The organism is Lacinutrix venerupis, assembly GCF_003663945.1.
Lineage (GTDB): Bacteria > Bacteroidota > Bacteroidia > Flavobacteriales > Flavobacteriaceae > Lacinutrix > Lacinutrix venerupis.
The window spans coordinates 1-22,732 of sequence record NZ_RCCH01000011.1; the positions used below are offsets into that span (position 1 = coordinate 1).

The 22,732-nt window shown below is 30.8% G+C and carries 17 protein-coding genes; 1 reads left to right on the forward strand and 16 read right to left on the reverse strand.

What is annotated here, in order from left to right; translation table 11 throughout:
• Positions 1–3 precede the first annotated feature (3 nt).
• Positions 4–777 carry an XRE family transcriptional regulator gene (locus CLV86_RS13810; RefSeq protein ID WP_121053259.1) on the forward strand — a complete coding sequence of 258 codons (774 nt, stop codon included), beginning with the start codon at positions 4–6 and terminating at the stop codon, positions 775–777.
• 8 nt (positions 778–785) lie between these two features.
• On the opposite strand, the gene CLV86_RS13815 is transcribed toward CLV86_RS13810, so the two are convergent.
• The 16 genes from CLV86_RS13815 to CLV86_RS13890 all read right to left on the reverse strand — a co-directional run bounded on the left by CLV86_RS13815 (position 786) and on the right by CLV86_RS13890 (position 22,730).
• The gene (locus tag CLV86_RS13815; protein WP_121053204.1) at positions 786–2,897 is read right to left on the reverse strand and encodes a DEAD/DEAH box helicase; all 2,112 of its coding nucleotides are present in this window, start codon (positions 2,895–2,897) and stop codon (positions 786–788) included.
• The gene (locus CLV86_RS13820) at positions 2,897–5,863 is read right to left on the reverse strand and encodes a type I restriction endonuclease subunit R (RefSeq protein ID WP_121053206.1); all 2,967 of its coding nucleotides are present in this window, start codon (positions 5,861–5,863) and stop codon (positions 2,897–2,899) included. The genes CLV86_RS13815 and CLV86_RS13820 overlap by 1 nt, the downstream gene beginning before the upstream one ends.
• Positions 5,864–5,872: 9 nt before the next feature.
• Positions 5,873–6,556 carry a hypothetical protein gene (locus CLV86_RS13825; protein WP_121053208.1) on the reverse strand — a complete coding sequence of 228 codons (684 nt, stop codon included), beginning with the start codon at positions 6,554–6,556 and terminating at the stop codon, positions 5,873–5,875.
• Positions 6,556–10,212 carry a DEAD/DEAH box helicase gene (locus tag CLV86_RS14440; RefSeq protein ID WP_170148552.1) on the reverse strand — a complete coding sequence of 1,219 codons (3,657 nt, stop codon included), beginning with the start codon at positions 10,210–10,212 and terminating at the stop codon, positions 6,556–6,558. Before CLV86_RS14440 ends, CLV86_RS13825 begins: the two co-directional genes overlap by 1 nt.
• A gap of 18 nt (positions 10,213–10,230) precedes the next feature.
• Positions 10,231–10,575, reverse strand: a complete 345-nt coding sequence (locus CLV86_RS13835) for a hypothetical protein (RefSeq protein WP_147427045.1) — start codon at positions 10,573–10,575, stop codon at positions 10,231–10,233.
• 24 nt (positions 10,576–10,599) lie between these two features.
• On the reverse strand, positions 10,600–11,880 hold the full coding sequence (locus CLV86_RS13840) for a 5-methylcytosine restriction system specificity protein McrC (RefSeq protein ID WP_121053213.1): 1,281 nt from the start codon (positions 11,878–11,880) through the stop codon (positions 10,600–10,602).
• Positions 11,881–11,883: 3 nt separating this feature from the next.
• The gene (locus CLV86_RS14390; RefSeq protein ID WP_121053215.1) at positions 11,884–13,722 is read right to left on the reverse strand and encodes an McrB family protein; all 1,839 of its coding nucleotides are present in this window, start codon (positions 13,720–13,722) and stop codon (positions 11,884–11,886) included.
• A gap of 2 nt (positions 13,723–13,724) precedes the next feature.
• Positions 13,725–14,912, reverse strand: coding sequence for a restriction endonuclease subunit S (locus CLV86_RS13850; protein ID WP_121053217.1), 1,188 nt, complete (start codon positions 14,910–14,912; stop codon positions 13,725–13,727).
• Positions 14,912–16,378, reverse strand: coding sequence for a type I restriction-modification system subunit M (locus tag CLV86_RS13855; protein WP_121053219.1), 1,467 nt, complete (start codon positions 16,376–16,378; stop codon positions 14,912–14,914). Before CLV86_RS13855 ends, CLV86_RS13850 begins: the two co-directional genes overlap by 1 nt.
• Positions 16,375–16,782, reverse strand: coding sequence for a hypothetical protein (locus CLV86_RS13860; protein WP_121053221.1), 408 nt, complete (start codon positions 16,780–16,782; stop codon positions 16,375–16,377). Before CLV86_RS13860 ends, CLV86_RS13855 begins: the two co-directional genes overlap by 4 nt.
• 1 nt (position 16,783) lies before the next feature.
• Positions 16,784–18,265: a type I restriction-modification system subunit M gene (locus CLV86_RS13865; protein WP_121053223.1), complete on the reverse strand. Its 1,482-nt coding sequence runs from the start codon at positions 18,263–18,265 to the stop codon at positions 16,784–16,786.
• A gap of 363 nt (positions 18,266–18,628) precedes the next feature.
• The gene (locus tag CLV86_RS13870; protein ID WP_121053225.1) at positions 18,629–19,834 is read right to left on the reverse strand and encodes a primase-helicase family protein; all 1,206 of its coding nucleotides are present in this window, start codon (positions 19,832–19,834) and stop codon (positions 18,629–18,631) included.
• A 2-nt stretch (positions 19,835–19,836) separates the two neighbouring features.
• Positions 19,837–20,187, reverse strand: coding sequence for a hypothetical protein (locus tag CLV86_RS13875; protein ID WP_121053228.1), 351 nt, complete (start codon positions 20,185–20,187; stop codon positions 19,837–19,839).
• Between the two features lie 2 nt (positions 20,188–20,189).
• On the reverse strand, positions 20,190–20,519 hold the full coding sequence (locus CLV86_RS13880; protein ID WP_170148553.1) for a helix-turn-helix domain-containing protein: 330 nt from the start codon (positions 20,517–20,519) through the stop codon (positions 20,190–20,192).
• A 173-nt stretch (positions 20,520–20,692) separates the two neighbouring features.
• Positions 20,693–21,595 carry a hypothetical protein gene (locus CLV86_RS13885; protein WP_121053232.1) on the reverse strand — a complete coding sequence of 301 codons (903 nt, stop codon included), beginning with the start codon at positions 21,593–21,595 and terminating at the stop codon, positions 20,693–20,695.
• Positions 21,585–22,730 carry a tyrosine-type recombinase/integrase gene (locus CLV86_RS13890; RefSeq protein ID WP_121053234.1) on the reverse strand — a complete coding sequence of 382 codons (1,146 nt, stop codon included), beginning with the start codon at positions 22,728–22,730 and terminating at the stop codon, positions 21,585–21,587. The genes CLV86_RS13885 and CLV86_RS13890 overlap by 11 nt, the downstream gene beginning before the upstream one ends.
• Positions 22,731–22,732 lie beyond the last annotated feature (2 nt).

The window sequence follows — 22,732 nt, forward strand, 5'->3', positions numbered from 1 at the left end:
ATTATGAAATTTATATCAAAAAATATACGTCATTTAAGGAGTTTAAAAGGTGTAACTCAAGAGGTTTTAGCAGAAGATTTGAAGGTAACAAGATCACGCATAAGTTCTTATGAAGAAGGACGCTCTGCACCATCTATTGAAATACTAATTCTATTGTCTGATTATTTCAAACTTCCTATAGATATTTTGCTTAGAAATGATTTAACAAAGGCTAAGGATTCTTCATTTATTGAATTAGGGAATCAACGAGTTTTATTTCCAATTACTGTAGATGTAGAGAATGATAATTTAATTGAAGTTGTACCTGTAAAGGCATCTGCTGGTTATTTAGCTGGATATGATGATCCTGAATATATTGAACAACTTCAAAAAATAAAATTACCTTTTTTACCTACAGGAAAACACCGCGCATTCCCTATAAAAGGAGATTCTATGTTACCCATGAAAGATGGTTCTTTTGTTATTGGAAAGTTTATAGAAGATAGAAATGACATAAAAACAGGAAAAACCTATGTTTTAATTACTTTAAATGATGGCATGGTTTATAAACGTGTGCATAATAATATTGACTTAAATAATTCTTTATTACTTATGTCTGACAATAAAACTTACAATGATTATAGTGTACCTATTGATGAAGTTTTAGAAATTTGGGAATTTACTTGCAGCATTAATACACAAGAGTATACTGCTGAAGAATTAAAAATCAGCAGTATTCTTGGTATGTTTAATGAGTTGGGTGTGGAGTTGAAGGCTTTGGAGCGCTTAAATAAATAGAAACTTATTTATTGAGATTCTTTTATTTCTAAATGATTTTTAGAAACCCTCAACTCAACCATTAATGATCTTAATTTTTTAGAAACTTCTTGCAATTCGTCTGTCACACTAAAAACCTTTGGATCGCCTACAATTATAAGTTTATGTTTAGCTCTTGATAATGCCACATTTACTAACCTTTCTCCACCAAAACCTTTATAAAGTAATCCTACATTTTTCTCACAATTATCGACAATATCATAAATTATCATATCAAAACCTGAGCCTTGGAATGAATGAATTGTCCCTATTTTAACCCTTTCGAGATCTAAATTAGATATTATTCTATTTTGAATTTTCCTTCTTATTGTAATAACTTGACCATTATAAGGCGTTATTACACCTATTTCAATCGCTTTATTTTCATTAAGAACACTTTCAACTAAATCTGTAATGATTTCTGCTGTTTTATTATTGACCCTAGATTTACCTTCTGTAGATTTAACCACTGCTCCATCCTTGGGAGAAAATGGTATAAAACTATATGGCGTATTAATTTCACCATAAGCTGTTTTAATTGTTTTAAAACTTTCAGAGTATTGAGACGTTAATTTCCCATCATAAAATCGATTATTAATAAGCTCACATATTTTTGGATTCATGCGTCTTTGTTCGGTTAGCATTACAGTTACATCATCCTCTACTCTTTCTACACCTTCCAAATACTGAAATATATCTGAGTTAAACCAATTGGCAACAGCTTCTGTTTTACCATTACTTATTGGCCCCAACTGTCTGTAATCTCCAGCAACAACAAACTTATTTTTTGTAAAACTAGCCATAGTCAATGTTTGTATTAATGGCATCATACCAACCTCATCAACAACAACTAAATCGAACTTTTCATTTTCAAAATAATCTCCAAGAAAACATTGTGCAGCTGTAGTAAAAACTAAACTTGACTCGCCTATTCGTTTTTGATTTATCTTTTTAATTTCATTTTTAAGCACAACTTGCTTATTTCTATAAATCGCTTTGTTGTCATTAGTTAAACCATGTCTATTTCTTAAAGCTTTTAAAACTGCGCTGTATTCTTTTCTTAAACTATCTACAATATCTTTTTCAGGATATAATCTATCATCAGCAACAATTGATGGCAAAACAGGATAACCAAATCTTAAAATTTTTCGATTATTTAGAAGCTTTATAGAGGCTTCACTATAATTCTCGAATTCATCAATTATTTCTTCTCCTAAAACATCAATTGAAACATTTGAAATACCAACCGCAAGTACTCGTAGTCCTGCACAACAAGCTTTAGCTATTATTTTGGATAACGTAAAAGTTTTTCCTGTTCCTGGAGGCCCCCAAATAAAAGTAACATTTTGAGAAAAAACCTTAGATAAAACTTTATTTTGCTCTTCGTTTAACCTAGAATCAGTAGTTGCCGTGTCTAACTTTTTATCTAATAAAAATTCAGATTTATAAAACATTTGATGCGTTAAACTGTTCTCATCATGAATAACATGATCGAACCGACGTTTAATTTGTTTCAAAAAATTTATAGGTTTTGGCTTGAATCTAAATTTAGTTTTTAAATGCTCTTCGGATAATTCATTAGAGACTCTAAGTATAACTGTAGACATCCTTCTGTAATAAGCCAAAAACACACCTTCTATATTATTTTTTTCAGAGACTTCTCTCCACCATAAATTAATAGGAATACCTTCTTGACTGGGTGTAGAAATACCATCTGGTAAAGAAATTATCGCTTCGTACAAATAACCAAAATTTGAATTTGATATTTTTCTAGTAATTTTTGCGACTATCCATAATTTAGAATTGTCTTCTTCAATCGCATTTTCTTCATCTATAAATGCTTTTATGACTTCTTGATTTTTATCATCAACAAGATCAAACAATGAAGGAAAATCTCGAACTACCTTATCCCAAAGTGGTATATATAAATACCTTCTTTTTTTACCAAAATATGCGCTATATTCTTCTAGAGCACTTTCAATTAATTCTAACGTCAATTTCTGTTTGTAAAGTAGGTTTTTTAACTGTTTCTCATTGTATGCCTTTTCTTTATGGTCAATCTCATTCCATTTTTTTATTATCGTTTTAAAAACAACTTCCATTAGTAATACTCCTTAATATATCCATAAGCACGCTCAAATAACATTTGATCCTTATGTAATTTATATTTTAATAATGCCTTACGTAGTGATTTTTGCACTTCACGTTCACCTGAACTAGTTTTTTGCCATCCAGGAAAACGAACCACACGTACAATAGCATCTATATCCGTAACTATGCGTTCTACAACAGCTGGTGTTTCATCATTTTTTAATTCTATAAACAATTCAGTAAGTGCAGCTTTTGGTGTTTTTTCTATTATTAATGTTTCTAATTCTTTTTCAGCAACAATAGTTTCTTTTGCTAATTTACACAACTCTTTCACAAACTCTATAGAGGTTATTAAACCTAACTCGGCTTTATCTCTTAGCGCTTCTAAACGTTCACTTAGTGATTTAAATTTAGGATCTCCAGCGTGTTTTTTAAAACGTTTAATTAATAGTTTCTCTAGTTTCTTTGCATTTTTAGGATCGGGATTGTTGAATATGTTTTCAATAACATCTGCATCTAAAACAAACTCTTCTAGATGGTGCACTTCTCCAACATGGGTGTTTTCATGCATTAACTTAGTCGTTTCTGCTCCTAATGAAAACCATAATAATTTTCCAATATTATCTGCTGCAGGTCTTACCGACTCAAATACTTGAGATAACCATTTGTAATCCTCTTGATATTGGTTTAAAATATTATCTGGTGAAAGCGATTCCCATATCTTAGCTAAGAATTTATAGTCTTTTGCAAAAGCATCTTTTTTATCATTATCATTTATGGCATTTTGAGCAGCCTCTAAACCTTCAAATCCATCAATAGTTCTATCTACACCTTTAAAATGAGACAAAGCTTCTTTCATAGCTTCTGGTAACTTATCCCTAAGTTCTGTAAGGTTAGAAATAACAGTTTTTATACTTTCCTCATCAAACTGTAAGGCTTTTGCTGCATCATCAAACACTCCAAAATAATCTACAATACGACCAAATGATTTATTAGGAAATAATCTATTAGTTCTACAAATAGCTTGTAATAACGTATGATCTTTGATTGACTTATCTAAATACATTGTTTGTAAAATTGGCGCATCAAAACCAGTTAATAGTTTTGCAGTAACAATAATAAATTGCAAATCTGATTGCGCGTCATTAAACTCTTCTACAATTTTTTCTTGCTGACTTTTATCAACTCCCCATTTTTGTTTAAAATCTAATTCATCATTGGCAGAAGTTGAAATAACCACTTTACTAGCCTCTTCAGGGAAGTACTTGTCTAATTCTTCTTTGTATTGCACACAAGCATATCTGTCTGGTGTAACAATCATCGCTTTAAAACCATGAGGTGCTACTTTATCTTTAAAATGTGTTGCAATATCTTCTACAATTTTAGCGACTCTTTCTGGGGACTTTAAAAACGCAGACATCTTAGCCGATTTTTTATTTAAAGCATCTGCTTCTTCATCTGTTAAAGCACTGCTTTCTTTAAATTCTTCAAAGACTTTATCTATAGTGTCTTTATCTACATGTATATCAACTAAACGAGGTTCAAAGTGTAATGGTAAGGTTGCATTATCTCTTATAGAATCGTGGAATGTATAGCGCGACATATAACCTCCTTGATCTTCCTCTGCTCCAAACGCCCAAAACGTGTTTTTATCTGCCTTGTTAACAGGTGTACCTGTTAATCCAAACAAAAATGCATTTGGTAAAGCAGCACGCATTTGTCTTCCTAAATCACCTTCTTGTGTTCTATGCGCTTCATCCACTAAAACAATAATATTATCTCTAGTATTCATATTCGGTTTCGCATCTCGAAACTTAAATATCATAGAGATGATAATTTTTCTTGTATCGTTTTCTAATAACTTTTGAAGCTGTTTAATGTTATCAGTAGTTTCTACATTAGAAATATCGGCAGCATTAAACGTCCCTGTAATTTGGGTATCTAAATCAGTTCTATCTACCAATACAATAACCGTTGGACTCTTTAAATCCTTTTCTCTTCTCAATTTTTGAGCAGCAAAAACCATTAACAACGATTTTCCTGACCCTTGAAAATGCCAGATTAACCCTTTTTTGATTTTTCCTTCTTTAACACGTTCTACAATCTTATTAGCGCCTTCATATTGTTGGAACCTCGGAATAACCTTAATACGTTGTTTCTTTTTATTGGTAGTAAATAATGAGAAGTTTTGTAATATATCCAACAAACGTTGTGGATGTAACAAATCGGATAACTCCTTACCTACTTCACCTAAACCTAAACGTTTTGCTATTGCATCTTCATCATTTTCTAAACGCCAAGGTGCCCAAAACTCTAAAGGCGTTCTAATAGCTCCATAATACAGTTCTTTACCTTCTGTAGCGAATGATAAAATGTTAGGTACAAATAATTGCGATACTGCATTTTCATAAATATCATGAACCTCATGCGCTCCATCTAACCAACTTATAGCAGGACGAATAGGCGTTTTTGCTTCTCCTATAACCACAGGCAAACCATTAATAAATAATACTACATCTGGTATTTTAGTTTCTCTGTGATGAATACGAAATTGAGTAGTTGTAATAAAAGTATTATTGTTTATCTCATCAAAGTCTATTAAGCGAACAGGAACATGTCTATTGTTTTCACCAAAAGGCATGGTTTTATCTCCTTGTAGCCATTTATAAAATTCTTCATTGGCACGAACTAAACCTACTTGATGCACAGAAATTAAAATAGCACGAAGTTTATAAATCACCTCATCTGCAAATTCTGGATTAGATGTAATCTCTGGATTTAATTTAATTAAAGCTGCTTTTAACTCTAATTCTAACAATACCTCGTTTACTGAGCGATTTAAATCTTGTGACGATTTATATTGCCATAAACTATTATACAATGAAGCATCTTCTGAAACTTCATTGCTATTTAAATTAACACATGTAAGTTGTTTTATAATGTAATTTTCTACACTGTTTAGTTCGTTGAATCCCATAATTAATATCTATATGAATTTATATAACAAAAAGCCCAAGAATATTGCAGAAAACACTATTACTATAATAAGGGTTGTAGTGAGTCGTTTAAGTTTTTTATGAGTTACCTCAATATCTTTTTTGACATCTAAAAAATAAGTGTTTAAATCCTCCTTATTTTCAAACATGTTTTTATTTGTACTTATCAATTGGTCAATAAACTTATTAGTTAAATCTTCAACCTTTCCAGTAATACTGCTATTGTGCTCTCCGATTTTCTTATCAACCTCGTTTCCATAATCTAAAATGTCCTTTTCAAGTTTAGATCTTAGATTTTTTATCTCAGCTGTATAAACATGAACTTTTTTCTCTAAACGAGCTTTCACAGATTCTAACGTTTTATTGGATTTATCCAAATAATCGTTAGCAAATGACTTAAATTTATTGGATTGATGATTAACCCCCTCATTAAGAAGATTAACGGAATCTTTAATAGACTCCTCCATTTTCTCTAAATCTTTCTTTTTAGATTGATAGTCATTTTCTATACCTGTTTTAAATGTTTCGACAGATTGAACAAATGATTTTATTTCTTTAATAATATTTCTTGCGTTTTCACTATTAGATGATGTGATTTCGTTAATTGATTTTAAACGCTCTAGTTCGCCAATTAGTGCTTCAAATTCTTCCTGTAGTTCTATGTTTTTTGACATTATGCAGTAATTTTATTTAAGAGTTCTTTTAATTTAAAATGTGATCTATTTACTAATAATTCAGAAGAGAGGTCATCCATTAAAGGTTTTATTTCTGAATTAAAATCAAGTGTCTTTTTATTGAATAAATTTATTAGCGATTTTACCTCATCCCAAGAATCAATTCTCAACATGCGCCTGAAGCCTGATCTATATAAATCTATTGCTTTTGCTACTAGTGGTTTTTCATTTGCGGTATCAATAGTATCCTCTTCTTTAAGCTCTAATGCTAAAAGACTGAATGCGGTTAGTAGATCAATACTTGCGTTTTCAACCATATTTATGTGCAAATTATCGCATGCACCACGTAAATGTTTTGCATTGTCTATTTGGCCTCCTAAACCGTCCGGAGGATTATCTATAAATCCTATATATTTTTTTACAATAGCGCAATTTTCTTTTGTGCCTTTCTCTGTATCAGCTGGCAAGTAGTCTTGTCGAGCATATTTAGAGGTGAAATAACGCACCATTCTATCACGAAACTCATCTTCGCCTTCGTCCAAATGTACTTCACATAACTCTTTCATGTAATCAATAGATCGTTTTCTTTTATCAGATATCTCACTTTCTATAAATTCAATCAAAACATATAAAACTTGAGTTAGAATTGAATTTTCTCTTACTTTTTTTATTTTATTAAGCCATTCTTTTGTAGTTTCAATTCCTAGATAACGCCTTAAATAGGCTTTAAAATTACTCTTGTAATCCTTGTTGCTTTTTGCTGTAAAACGTACTTCAATAAGATGCCCAACATAATCAATGACATAATCATCAATAATTCCTAAAATGTTTAAGCGATAGACAGCACGCTGTGTATCTTGAGTATTTCTTATTCTTGAGAAATTATCCTTCAAGAACTGTAATATCTCTGGACTAGCTGAAAATTCTTTTCGAGAAACACCGTACCTGTTTATTTGAAACTTGTAATACTGGTAACTTATACTTTCCGAAAAATCATTTTCATCGGTACTAAAATTATAGGCTGCTCTTATAATTCGTTCTTCAAAATCGTCATAACCAATACTTTTTATTACCTCGTTCATTTTGGAAACAATACCATTGGTAAAACCAATTTTTAAGGTGTATTGTTCATTTGTACCACTTTCAATAAGTGTTTTTATACCTTCTGCAGACTTCGTTTTAAACCATTTTAAGTAATCTTGACCTTCACATGCTTCATTTAATACTCTTCTACTGAACTCTAATATTTCATTTGCTTTATCAATGTCAAAGTTTTGTGTTGCATTGTCATAACTACGAAGGTTTCTTTGTAAATCTAATAGCCCAATTTTTATGCGTTGGGCTGGATTGTCATGCCATGGCCCATTTATATAGATATATCTGTCATTGAATAAATTTACAGATTTCACTTCAGGGAATTTATCCCTTATCTGTTGCTTTAATACATTGACGAAAAAACCATCTTCGTATTGTACCTCTTCAAGTAGTTCGTCTATAATTAGACGTTCTCTTTTGATGCCTTTAAAGGCATTTTTATAAAAATCATAATTGGTCTCAATATCTATAGGATGATATATAATAGAACATAATGACGGGTTACCATCCCTACCTGCACGTCCAGCTTCTTGGTAAAAACTCTCAACAGAATTTGGAAAAGAATAATGAATAGAATAGCGAATATTAGGCTTGTCGATTCCCATACCAAATGCCTTAGTAGCAATCATCAAATTGGCTTTATTTTTTATAAAATCATCTTGATTTTTAAAAGATTCTTCCGCCTGTGATTCTATGGCATTATCCTTAATAACATTATCATCTCCTCCTCCAAAAAAAGTTCTAATATCTAAAAATTGTAAATCTTCGAGTCCACCACCTGAATTATTCTTACCATAAGTTAAGTGCATCACTCCGTTTGGTAATTTAGTGGATTTTGTTGGGCAAAAAATAACTCCAGCATTTTTATACCCATCATTAGATTGACCATAAAAATCAGTTACTTCGTTAATATAACCATACCTGCGTTCAAGCGCATGAATTTGATCTGGTACATCTCTAAGAAACTGTTTAATAACTGGATATTTGCTATCACCCAATCTGCGCTCTCTATCGTAATATTCTAATCCTTCCGGTACTTCTATAGAAATTGGTATGATATTAAAATTTAGCTCTTCACGATCAATCGCTTCAGCTGGTAAGCTAATTATCGCTTCTTCCTTTAGATTAAGCTCTCTTTGTACATCAGCAAGCACATCAAAAGAAGCTGTTGCAGTAAGTCCAAAAACTGTTAGCTTATCTGTTTTTGATGCGCAATGTCGTTTTATATTCTCAGCCAGATTTAAGTATACATGCCTAAAATCATGTCCCCATTCAGAAACACAATGCGCCTCATCTATGACCGCATAACTAAAGTAAACATTCAAATCTTTACAACTAGACAGCGATTGTCTAAAATTCTCCATTTGGAATCTTTCGGGCGAAACAAATAAAATTAAGTAATTACTTTCTACGAGTTTCTGCATACGATCTCCTCGTTCTTCCTGAGAATTAAAGGAGTTGATATAGGTTGCATTGCTTATTCCATTTTCAATCAATTTATCATATTGATCCTTCATTAAGGAATTAATCGGATCTACCACAATGGTTATTCCCGGATGTAACAAAGCACATATTTGAAAGGTTAGCGATTTACCACCACCTGTGGGTAATAAACCTATGACATCCTCTCCAATTAAAGCTTTATTTATGATAGCTTCTTGACCTGGTCTGAACTTAGCTTTCCTAAAGATATTTTGCAATAGATATTCTATTGCCTGTTGTTGTTTCTGTGTAGCATATTCAAAATTGTGAACTTCTCGTTTTTCGCCATTAACCATCTCTTTTTCTGTGATAACTACCTTACCTAATTTTTGGTATTTAATTTGACGGTCCGTTAATATCTTAAAGTTTAACGTAGAATTTTCACCTTCTGTGAGCGGCTCTATTTGTATATCGTTACTATTATCTTTATAAAGCGAAATTGTTACAACATTGCTATTTTGGTTAGAATTAAGTCCGGGTATTTTAATTTCATCTTTGTCACTTAAATCATTTAGTCTGGTAAATAGTTCATTTAAATCGTCTTGCAATAAGCTTGACTCCTCTTCTGTTAATCCTTTAATGTTAAAATTAGTTTCCACTGGATTCGCCATTAGCACCAATAACATCGTTTTTTGAACTTGATTAAATACTATTCCTTTTTTTAAACATTTAAAAATATTATAAATAGAGTGTCCTAAATCGCTCACCTGACTATCTTCTAGAAAAGCAAATCGTTCTAAAACAAGGGTCAGATCCGATGGATTAATTTTATCGCCAATACTTAATTGTGCCTTAATTTCTGACTTTAAAAAATTAAATGGCTGATGATTGGGAAAATATGCATCTAATAAATAGGAACTTAATTTTAATGAAGCTCGTGTAGTATCACCACGATTGATAATATTCCAGGCTGTTTTTAGTAAAGGTGGTACTTCATTATGGTTAATATACTCTGGAACATTTATAATAGTACAAGAACTAATATCATTATAAAATTTTAATACACCCTCTGTACCAATACTGTGATTTAGTAACTGGTTTAATTCATCAATATAATAAGAGCCTTTTAAAATTACCATATACATTTTAAAGTTTATCTATTTAATACTAATTTCCTCCTTCACAAAAGATTTGAAATCAAACCCTAGACCACCACTCTTTACATCACATAAAAAATTATTACTACCTGCATTTATCTCAAGGTCTACTGCATTTTTATCTTCTCTAATTCTAAATGTTTCCTCTATAGATTCTACAAAACCTACAGACAAAACAATCCAAAAGATACCTGCTTCAATCTTTAATAGAAGATTAACTTCTGACTTAAACTTTGAAACAGGTACGTTAAACCACCAAACATTTTTAGACTTATTAATATTAGAAAAACTGGTATTACTATTTGTTAAAGCAGCATTGTATTCTTTGTTAAGATATTCTATCAATTCTTTCTTTTTCATCTCTATATATTAATTTACTCCAATTTTATTTGCAACGCATGGCACAGATAAACCTAAGCAATAAAACCCAACATATTTATCTATTGGTTTCTTTTGTTCTAAATCTAATAGTCCATTATTTTGGTTCTCTTTGTCTCGAATAGGATAAATAATAAGACATTCAATAACTTCATTAGTTGACTTATTCAATTCTCTATAAACTTTATCCATTCTGGCATAACCCGCTAATTGTCTAATGTCTTCTTTGTTGTTTTTTCCTCTACCGTATTTTGTTTTATACTTGGTATCGATTACTAATTGTTTATTCTCAGTATTTAATAAGAAATCTAATTCTTGATAATTAGATTTGTATTGATAATGAATATCATCTCCATAGGTTTTGCGAAGAAAAGTAAATGCGTACAATTCAAATAATAAAGGCATATTAATCCAAAAGGGTGGTGTTTGGATTTTACTTGCTTCTATAGTTCTTACATTGTGTCCAAAACGTTTTAATATAAGTTGTGCAAGACTTATGACTTCTTTATAACTCCTAAAAAAAGGCGAAATCTTAAAATGTTGTAAGGTTGATATATTCTTAGGTACAGTAACCTCTTCAAAAGCAGGTAAACAATATTGTAAAGCGTTTGATGCTAAAGCAGCATATTCTGGATATGAACTCAGGTATTTTTGAACAAACAGAAGACCAGCTTTTAAGATTTGGTTTTCGGGATAATTTAAGCCAAAAGTATCAAAAGCACAGATTGTTTTTAATGGTTCATTCTTATATGTATAGTGTTTTAAAGTCTGCGACAACAACAACTTACCCTTTACACGAGCGTTTAAATGTTTTTCTTCGCGATAGTAAGATTTTTTTAATCCTTTTTTAACCAATTGTTTTACCAAGTTTAGAAACTGAATCACTAACAAAGGTGATAACAAATCTAATGATTGATCTATTTCTATTGGTGAATCTTCACTTTTAATCTCGTAAATATTACTAATGTGTTTCGTTGCTTCACTATCATTTAAACACGTTAAGAGCATCCGCAAATAATCGGTTTCAAAACCATCTTTATTTAATTTTGGTGAAATACAAATAGCTCGATTTGTAGTCTGACATAACCAATCTACACCTATGAAATAATGAGATTCAATAGAATCGTTATTAATTGAAAAGCATGGTTTGTTTTTGGAATTATACTTTCCAAATTTTCGGTTTTTGAAATAATAAGCTTCAAAAGAAATGCTTTCCTCGACGGCTTGCTTTTCTTTATGTTCTCCTAGTCGTATTATTTCAGTTATATCCAAAACTTATAATTTATTTATTTCTAAAAGCGCTTTTTCGTTTAAGACCCCATCTTTTACATATTCTTTTAAGATAGGAACTACTTCATATTTGACTTTTATCTCTAATTCTTCTTTGGTCTTTGCCATGAAATAACTATGACCAATCTGTACATCTTCTTTCTTAAAATCCGAGGCAAGTATATCTTTAGAAAATAAGTTACTTACCGTTTCAAAAGTTTCTTTAGCAAAATCAGGAACATGCATCTCGTTTGGTAGCACATCTATAAAAGAGAAACGACGTCTTATAGCATAATCGATGTGACCTACAGAACGATCTGCAGTATTCATAGTGCCAATTATATAGAGATTGTTTGGTAATTTAATTGCACGCTCACCTTCATACTCGTACAATGAATTAACAGGTCTTCCTCTATACTCTAAAGCGTATATTAACTCTCCTAAAACAGCAGGTAAATTAGCTCTATTAATTTCATCTATAATTAATACAAATTTAGCTTTTGGATTATCTGTTGCACGTTCTGCAAATTCAGCTAAAATTTTATTCTTCACATTAAACGTTGGCTGTTTATCTACAACTTCCGCTACAATACCACGCACAAAATCTTCATAAGAATATGCAGGATGAAATTGAACCAATTCGAAAGCTCCTTTAGTAATTACTTTATTGTCTTTTAAAACCTCCCCATTCTTTAAGTTGAAATTATCAACTAAAAAAATCATAAACTCATGAGGCTTCACATCTGCATTAAATTCCTGATTTTTATTTTGATGTAATGCTAACAATTTTTGATTAAGTTCAACAAAATTTTCGTCAGAATAGTCTATACCAAATAAATCTAATGCGTTTTTTATGTAATTAATAGCATTAATAGGCATGTACTCATTAGGATAATAGGTATTTAATATTTTAAGTATAAAACTAGGGCCAAAAAACTTTTCACCTTCTTTATAATCTTTACCTACTGCTATTTTATCTAAATATCCAGCAACTATTTTCATAGCATCCTCATCATCTTTGTCTTTTATAGAACCATTTTTGCTGTATTCTTCATTTGATTTTGACCAATAAATACGATAAGATCTAGCACTTCCAGGAAAATAATAACCGAATGGTTTTAAACCAAGTTCTATCCACCAACAAAAGTTGTCTCGACCACCTGTACCAATACAATAGTTTTCAAGAGTTAAGCTTTTGAGGTTCTCTTTTGGAAAGTTTGCTAAAAATCGCTCTCTTAAATCTTCTCGTTCTTGACGCGCTTTAATAATTTCAGGATCTGTAGCTTTAAAGTTTTGGTAAAACTCATCTAGCAACTCCTTTGGATTACTTACGGTTTCTATCTCTGTAAGTTCTTTAGCAATAGCCTCAGCAGTATAGGTTTTCCCTGTACCTGGTGGACCTTGTAAAATGATTTGTTTTTTATGCTCTAAAACTTTGATTATATCTTCTTTTTCAATTTCGCTCATAAGACTATTTACATAATTGCTTATACCATCCTCTCTTAATGCTTCTATTGTTTTTCTATAGGAAACATTATCAAAATCTAAAGGAAAGGTTTCGTTTTTAAACCATTTCATTTCAAATTTATGATCAGCTATTTTACTAATTACTTGACCAATTCCTTTAACTTTTGTAAATGTTATAGAGTTCTTTTTTCCTTTGGTAGCACTAGATTTCATAACTAGTATATCACCAACATTAATTAGCTTAAGAGTCTCTAAATACCTTAAATCATTGTTTTCACCATAGCCATCAAACCAAATGCTTTCGTTTAAAAATCGATCAGTTATATCATCTCCACCGTGAAAAGAACCTACGGCCCAATATTTTATTTTATTCTTCATAACTAAAACACCTGATTAATTAAACTCTTTTGTAAGGCTTTGGATCTTGAGATTTTGGATTCTAGTTCTAACCTAGTTTTTTCATATTCTAGCAATTTTTCAGTAACCTTCATCATTATATTTTGTGAAGGAATTACCACTTTAAATCTCCTTATTGAAGATTTAGAAATTTCTAAAAATGTACTTCCTCCTGCAAGCCTAGTTAACTCATTAGTTAGATGCTTTAAAAGAAAATATAGAAAATAATTATTTACCTTTTCATTACAGATGAAGTTTGAAAAACCTTGGTTTGTAGCCATAGGAACATCATTTATAATTGCGTAACCAATAGTTGCTCTTGAACAATATAGTAATGATCCAACTGGATAAAGTCTATTTGATATATTTTTCAAACCACTTTCTGTAATGTATTCTCTAGTTCGATCTAGTAATATTTTATTGTGTTTAGTTACATCTGTTGGTGTTAACCAAGGAATTTCTCCATTCCAATATTCCTCAATATCCCTTGATGGTGTAGAACCTCCCGTTATTTCCGCAATTTCAGAAAGACGGTAAATCTTATAATCAATCGGAAGTTTATTTTCTATCCCACTCCTATATTTTATAAGACATTTTTTTTCATATGCTCTTTTAGAAATATTAATTCTTTCCAAAACCTCATTCTCCCTCTCAACAACCTCATCCATAGCCCAAAGTAATTCAGCAAGTTTAGCTTGTTGGTCTTTTGGTGGTAGTAGGAATTCGTAATTTGCTAAATCTTTAAACTTTACACGAGGTGATAAACCACCTGCAGAATGTTTAATAGCGTAATCGAAAAACTTATCATTATGTACTATAAATGGTAATAACTCAGGTAGTAAGTTATCTTTTGCCCTAAAAACAGTTATATCTCCAGAACAAATACCATTAAATTTAGCTTGTGCCGCTTTTTTTAAATAAGCTCTGCGTCTTCCAAATAAGACATCATCTACTGCAAATTTCTTTGTGAATGTTGTGCTTTCTTCAATACTTGCCGAGTTTCTCAAATGAATATCGTCACTTGTGATATGTTCTAGACCAACAACATGTTTAATATTATCTCCAATTGGGTCTTTTGTAGATTCTTTAGGCTCAAAAACAACATCCCCAAATTTAACAGGTTGCCAATTAGATTTATCTATTTCAATTTTCTTATTCAATACTTCTTCCATTAATCGTTAAGTATTTCGAAAAGTTCATTCATTGATTTTTTTAATTGTTTTGAAGAATCTTTCCAACTATCATAAACATCTTCAAACTTATCTTCAGTTTGCATGCTTAACTGTTGAGCTCTTACGTACAACCTAATAGACATATTACCATCGTTAGCAAGTACTTCTTCGTTAGTCTGTAAAGCAGAAAAATTCTCTTTATTGGTAAATTCCTTATAAGCTTTAAATATTTTATCAATATGTTTTTCTTCCAAAAAGCCCATTGTTTTTTCTTGTTTAACCTCTTCTACTGCGTTAATAAATAGAATTTTCCCTTTCTTATCTTCAGACTTATTAGTTTTAGTAATTAACAAACATGCTTCCATTGGTGAATTATAAAACAAGTTAGGCCCTAAACCAATAACACATTCCACCAAATCTTCTTCAATCATTTTCTTCCTCAAATCAGCTTCTTTATCTCTAAATAATACTCCATGAGGCCATAATGAAATAGAACGTCCATTTTCTTTATCTAAACTTTTCTGTATGTGTTGTTGAAATGCATAATCTGCACAACCTTGTGGTGGTGTGCCCCAAAGATTACGTCCAAAAGGGTCGTTGGTAAATGCTTTTTGGTCCCAAGCTTTAATACTGTATGGTGGGTTTGCTAGTATAACGTTAAAAGTTTTTAGGATATCGTTTTCTAAAAAGGCAGGTTGTGCCAACGTATCACCACGAACAATGCTAAACTCTTCGATACCATGCATAAACATATTCATACGTGCTATGGCACTGGTAATGAGGTTTATTTCTTGTCCGTATAATTTTAGGGTTCTGTATTCTTTGCCTTCATCGCGTAAATGCAACGCGCAGTTTAATAGTAAACCACCAGAGCCACAGGTTGGGTCGTACACAGATTCTCCTGGCTGTGGGTCCATAATCATGGTCATTAGTTTTACAACCGTACGGTTAGTGTAAAACTCTGCTGCTGTATGGCCCGAATCGTCTGCAAACTCTTTAATTAGGTATTCGTAAGCGTTTCCTAATTGGTCGTCTGGTACGTTTTCTAAATTAAGCTTGTGTTGTGAGTAATGTTCTATAAGATTGGTTAGTGTTTCATCGCTTAATCTGTTTTTATTAGTCCAAGAGGCATCACCAAAAATTCCATACAAGGTTTCTGGGTTTGCTTTTTCAATAGCACGCATGGCATCTTGTATAGCAATACCAACGTTTGTGGTGGTTTCGCGTACAGTGTTCCAATGTGCATTTTCGGGCACTATAAAATGGTGGTTTTCGGCAAAAGCTGCGTATTCTAAATCGCCTTCTCCTTCTTCTAAAGCTTTCTCAAACTCTTCATCATACACATCACAAATACGTTTAAAAAACAATAACGGAAAAATGTATTGTTTATAATCGCCTGCGTCTATGGTACCACGTAACGCGGTTGCTGCGCCCCAAAGGTATTTCTCTAAGTTTTGTTGGGTCATGTTAATTCTTTCAATTTATACTGTACTTGTTCTTTAATTTCCAAAGCTAAAACGTTATGCCAATTTCTGAACACAAACCTAAACCGATTTGGAAATTGTGATTCTATCTTCTTGCCCATATATTTACATAATGCTATTCTATTTTTCGGAGCCTTGTTTTCTTCTCGAATAATTTGAATCAATAATATTTTTATCTCAGGGTTTTCTTCTAGATAAGGCCAAACTTTGATGACATTGGTGTTAGGGTGTTTTTGTCCTTTTTCAACTTCCAGTAAGACTAATACATTATCTCGCTGACAGTAAAAATCAACATTTCCCCATTTTCCTAATTTTAATTCATCGGTTTCAAAGTCAATACCCAAACGATTGGCAATAAAAAGATTTTCTTCTGTAACTCTAGCCAAATTATATAAACTCTTTTAAAATAGTTTTAAACTCCTTTTCTGCTTTTTGGCTTTCTGCCCAAGCCTTTTTTAAATCGGATAATGCTTCCTCTACACTAGGTAAATTATCCTCTATAATTTTTTCAACGTATAAAGGAATGTTTAAATTGAAGTCGTTTTCTTCAATATCAGTCATTGAAGCTACTTTTACATAATTCTCGACATCTTTATTCTGGTTATACCAATCGAATAATTGGTTAATATGTTCAGATTCTAAATAGTTTTGAGCACGACCTACACGCACTTGGTCGGAGCCATCGATAAATAAAACTTTATCTTTTTTATCGGAGTCTTTGTTTTGCTTAAATACCATAGCGCAGGCTGCTAATTGTGTTCCGTAGAAAATATTTGGCCCTAAACCAATAACAGCTTCTAGCAAATCATTTTCCAATAACTTTTTACGAATTTTACCTTCGGCTCCTTTTCTGAATAATGCACCATGAGGTAAAACAACCGTCATACGACCAGTACTATTCATAGATTTTATCATATGTTGTACCCAAGCCATATCGCCATTACCTTTTGGTGGTACACCTGCTATGTTTCTTCCAAATGGGTCATTCGCCCAATTTTCTGCTCCCCATTCTTTTAAAGAAAACGGTGGATTAGCAATTACACAGTCGAAGGTTTTTAAACCATCCGCAGCAAAAAATGCTGGTTGCCTTAAGGTGTCACCTCGCGCAATTTGAAAATCTTCAATACCATGTAAAAACATGTTCATTCTAGCAATAGAACTAGAGGTTAAGTTTTTTTCTTGTCCGAATAATTTAAGTGTTCTATAATCTTCGCTATTTTCTTTTAAATGATCCACACATTCTAACAACATACCACCAGTACCACAAGCAGGATCGTAAATGGTTTCTCCTTCGTGCGGATCTAAAATCAATCCTAATAAATGCACTACAGAACGCGGTGTGTAAAACTCTCCTGCCTTTTTATTAGTTAAATCTGCAAAATGCTTGATTAAATACTCGTAAGCATTACCAAGAATATCAGGCTCTACTAAAGAGTTAGAAAGGCTGTATTGAGAGAAGTGCTCTATTAAATCGATTAATAAACGATCTGATAATTTGTTTTTGTTAGACCATTGTGCATCACCAAAAATACCGTACAATAATTCTTGATTGGCTTGTTCTATGCCTCGTAGTGCTTTTTCAATGGCTAGTCCAACATTTGTGGTTGTTTCTCTTACATCTTTCCAATGACAACCTTCTGGTATTTCAAATCTATGAAACTCTGGTAGTGAAGCGTATTCTATGTCACCTTCGGACTCTTCTAATGCTATTTCGTATTCTTCGTCGTAAACATCGGATAGACGTTTGAAGAATAGTAATGGGAAAATATATATTTTAAAATCTGAAGCATCTACTGGTCCTTTCAGAATCCATGCTGCTTTAGATAGGTATTGTTCTAATTGTGATAGTGTTAGTTTGATTTTGGTCATAAATATTTTAGTATCAAAAGTTGCAAAACAAAATTTGAGATTAAATTAATGTTAATAAAATGTATATCAATCAGTATTAAAGGGAGAGTTTAAATATAAAACCTTTTTTAAAATTGACCTTATGGAAAACCATAAAATATTATTATTGTTGTTGTTGTTGTTAAAGTACGCCCTATCGTTAAAACTAGCATTACATTAGTGTTGCTGTGTTGATAATGTCCTGAAAGCCTTGTTACTATTAATAAGCACGCAACAACAATAGTTCAACAACTCGTCAACGAACTTTTTTTTAAGTTGTTGAACTGTTGTTGAACTTCTGTTGCTCTTCATTTTATTAGCTATAAAAGGATGAACGCAAATAATCTACGGGTCAACAGCTTTCTCCATATTTTCTTTTGTAAACTCGTAACACCTTCCTTTTACCACTGTCTCCTCTATAATTGTTTTTAATTTACTCGCAAATGGTACTGAAGACATATTATAACGCTTATATGAAGAGTTTTTTTGCTTTAAACCAAATCTAGTTTTTAAAACTTCTGACACTTTTGAGGAAGATACTCTAACGTTGTTATTTTTAAGTAAATCTACCAAATCGGAAGCACTATATGCAATTGCTTCTTTTTCGAATCTATAAAAATCATTATTAACGATCTCTATAATTTCTTTTTCTAAATTTGTTTTATTTCCTTTAACTAGCTTAGTAAGTGCAGGTGTATAAATCTCTTCCTTAGAAAACCACATTCTACTTTTTTTAGATGTTACTATCTGTCTGCTGTTTAAATGATTTAAAAAATAAGGAATTTCTTTTTCTAGATCTTCTAATAACTCTGTATTCTCTTCGCCATGAGTTATTGAAGGTACTTTTCTAACCCAATACCTTATCTCTTTTTGGTCTACTAAAATAAAATTGTCTTCATTATTAGAACATAAAATAAACTTACCAAAAAATGGTGTTTCAATTTTATCTTTTCCTTTATTTTCCATTTTGTAAGTTCTAGACGTTGATAGGTTTTTAATCCTTTCGCTATCTTCTCTCCTATCCAACAAAACTTCATCAATAGCAATAATTAATTTTGTTGCCCAATCTGCGTTAAATTGACTTCTAAAGTCTTCATTTTTATTAATTGTCATGTTCTTTTGAAACACTTGTTTTAACCAATTTAAAAATGTTGTTTTACCTGTATTTCTTTCATCACTAACCAAACACAAAATTGGTAAAATTTGTGTGGGTTGTTGCCATAAAATTGTTAGAAAATCTAAACCTAGCGTATATTGTTCACCAAATATATGCCTAAGAAAAACTTCTGTTTTACTAAACATCCCTTTTTTTAACTCATGACCAATTTCATGATATCCATTGTAAAAGCCTTTAATTTCCTTTTGAAAATTTGTATTACTGGGCATTGTAACAAAGCCGTTGTATTTAGGAATATCCGAAATATAGTCTTTACCATGGTCTGTGATAATTTCTCCTTTAGTCCATTTAACTAATGTATTTATAGTATCTCCACTTAAAAGAGGTCTATCTACAACTCTATAATAATCTGTTCCTATTCTAATATATTCCATAATTAGTTGGTTTTTAGTTTTTGTACTTTAAATTTTGCTCGGTTTGGATTTTTCGTTATTTCGAAATCAAATACGATATTGTAACCTGTAATTGATGAATCCTCTTTATATAACCGATCCATTTCATTTTGAATACTTATGTAATCAAATCTAATTTCATTTTTTACAAACCATTTTATTTTCTTTAGTTGATTTAAACAATAAATAATAAATTCCTTTACATCATTTGATAAATAGTACTCCTTAAGATTAGTATTCATTATCTCTTCAAGTCTGTCTATAGAATCGTTTAAATGAAAGTTTTCAAAAAACTGGCTATTTAACTTAGGTGCTATATTTCTATCTTTTTCCATAACTAAAATTTATTATTCTTAAATATGTAATTATTAGCCACTTGCTCCAAGTCACTTTCTGAAGTCGATCTACCGGAATCAATCCATTTAAGAATTTCGGATTTATAGAAATAAAGTTTTTTCCCTTTTTTATAAAACGGAATTTTATTTTTATGAACTAGACCATAAAGTGTTGGCTTAGTTAATTTAATTAATTGCGATGTTTGAGTTACATCTAACAATTCTTCAGAGTCATTTTGGTGATTCTGGGAGGAATTAGCAATTTTATTTACTAATTTATCTACTAGTTGATCTAGAAGAGTTTCGTTTAAAATAAGGATTTTGTTTTCCATTGTGTTTCTTTTTAATTTCACACAATAGTATACAGTTTTTTGTATTTGTTTGTAACGCCTTGACTTCTTATAGAATTCTACACAAAACACATAAACAACTATAAAACAACAACATAAACTCATCAAAACTTAAAAAAGTCCGTTCTATTTATCGTAAACTAGAATTTAATACTTTAAATTTTACCTGTTTTCTTATATATTTTCAATGCATTATTTAAAGGAAGAATATTAAATTTTTCAACTTTACTTAATAAAATTTCCATCCTATTTTCTCTAGAATTCCCTTTGAGATTATTATATAGATCACTGAATCGCTTATAGGATGTTTGACTAGAATCTGCCTTACCAAAAAGATCTATTTCTTTTTCTAATTTTCCCAAAATTGAAATCATTTTATTGAAATCATTCTTAGAAAATGGCATATTCCTTTCTTTATGGTTATAGGCCTTATCTAAAATTTTAAAAAACACACCTCGCAAAACCAGAACTTCAATATCAGTAAACTCCCTTTCTTTTAAATTTAAAATAGGCTGGTTTTTGCTTCTATAATATGAGCCACTCTTCCACGTTCTTTTATTAACTATTTTGTATAAATCGCTGAATTCTTTAGTATCTTTCATACTATAGCCATCTTCGTCTTTATATTTAAAATAGTCATATTTTTTTGATTTTCTCACCAAATCTAAATAATCGCACTCGTTTTTCATTTTAATGCTTGCCCGGTGCATTAAATCATATTTAATTAATCTATGTATAACATCTGCTTGTTTGGAATTATCAAAATTCTTTAACATGGGTTGTATATCATAAATTAAAACGTATTTACATATTTCATAATAATCTTTACCATCATATTTTGAAGAGCTTTCACTATAAACGTTTATCAAGTTAAGGTTGAATTCATCTAAATTCTCCTTGATTGACTCTGCATCATTTTTGATAGTTTTATCTAATAACGGAATCAGTCTGCTGTATGATGTTTCGATAGGTTGAGAATTACATATCTCAATAAAAATCATCTTTAAATCGTCAAATACCTGTTTTTCTATCTCTATAATCAGTTTACTATAATCCATCTAAATTTAAATTTATTCTATTAATAGCTTCTATTTTATTTCTATCTATAACTTTTGTATAAATTTGAGTTGTAGACACATTTTTATGACCGAGTAACTTTGAAACCGTATAAATATCAGTTCCATTTGCTAACTGTAATGTTGCAAAACTATGCCTAAAATTATGGAATGATATCTTTTTATTAATTCCTGAATCTTCTATCCATTTTTTTATTGGTCGAACAATTTGAGAATATTTAATTTCTGGAAAAATTAAACTATTAGAAGTATTTTGTAAATTGATTATTTTAATTGCTGAATGAGACAATGGTAAATTACTTGTGTTTTGTGTTTTCTTTTCCGTTAATTTTATATAACTTCCTTGATGAGTATCATTATATATATCACTCCATTTTAATCCAACTATATCTACAAATCTCAAGCCGCTTAAAGCCGACAACATAGCCATATGCTTTATTCTCTTATTTTTTATAGGTGTCTCCCAAAGTGTTTTAAGTTCGTTTTCATCTAAATAGTCACGATGAGTTTCCTTTTCTTTTATATAAACTGCATCAGATGACAAATCTTTATCTGTTAATTTTCTTTTATAAGCTTCTTTTAGAACATAAAGGAATTTTTTGTAGTACGTAGAAGCAGTATTTACGCTTAATTTCTTTCTATTGTTTTCATTAACTTTCAAATTACCTGTAGTCAACAAAAATTTTCTAAATTCATTGACATGAGTAATATTCAGTTCTCTTGTTTTTAATTTATCACCAAATTTGAAAACGAAATAATTTAAAGCAGCTTTGAAAACTAAATGGTTTTTATGACTCGTTCGATTAAATATCTCCTCCGCTATAACTTCAAAGAAACTTTTAAAATTAACGTTAAGAGCGATATTATCTTTAAAACCATATTCTTTATTAGTTAATTGTATAAGTCTTTTAGATTTAATTAGCTCTGCAACACTGATTGTTTTTTTGTTATGTGCCCTCTGAACTTCTCCAATTGGCTCACTAAATATTTTCATATTCAAAAATTCCCTTCTTGTTGGCTTACCTGTTTTAGAGCTAATAATTGGAGGATAAAAATCCAAATATAAACTCAACATATTATTAGCAATTTTTTTTCGTCTCAGTGCTACTTTGGTCATAT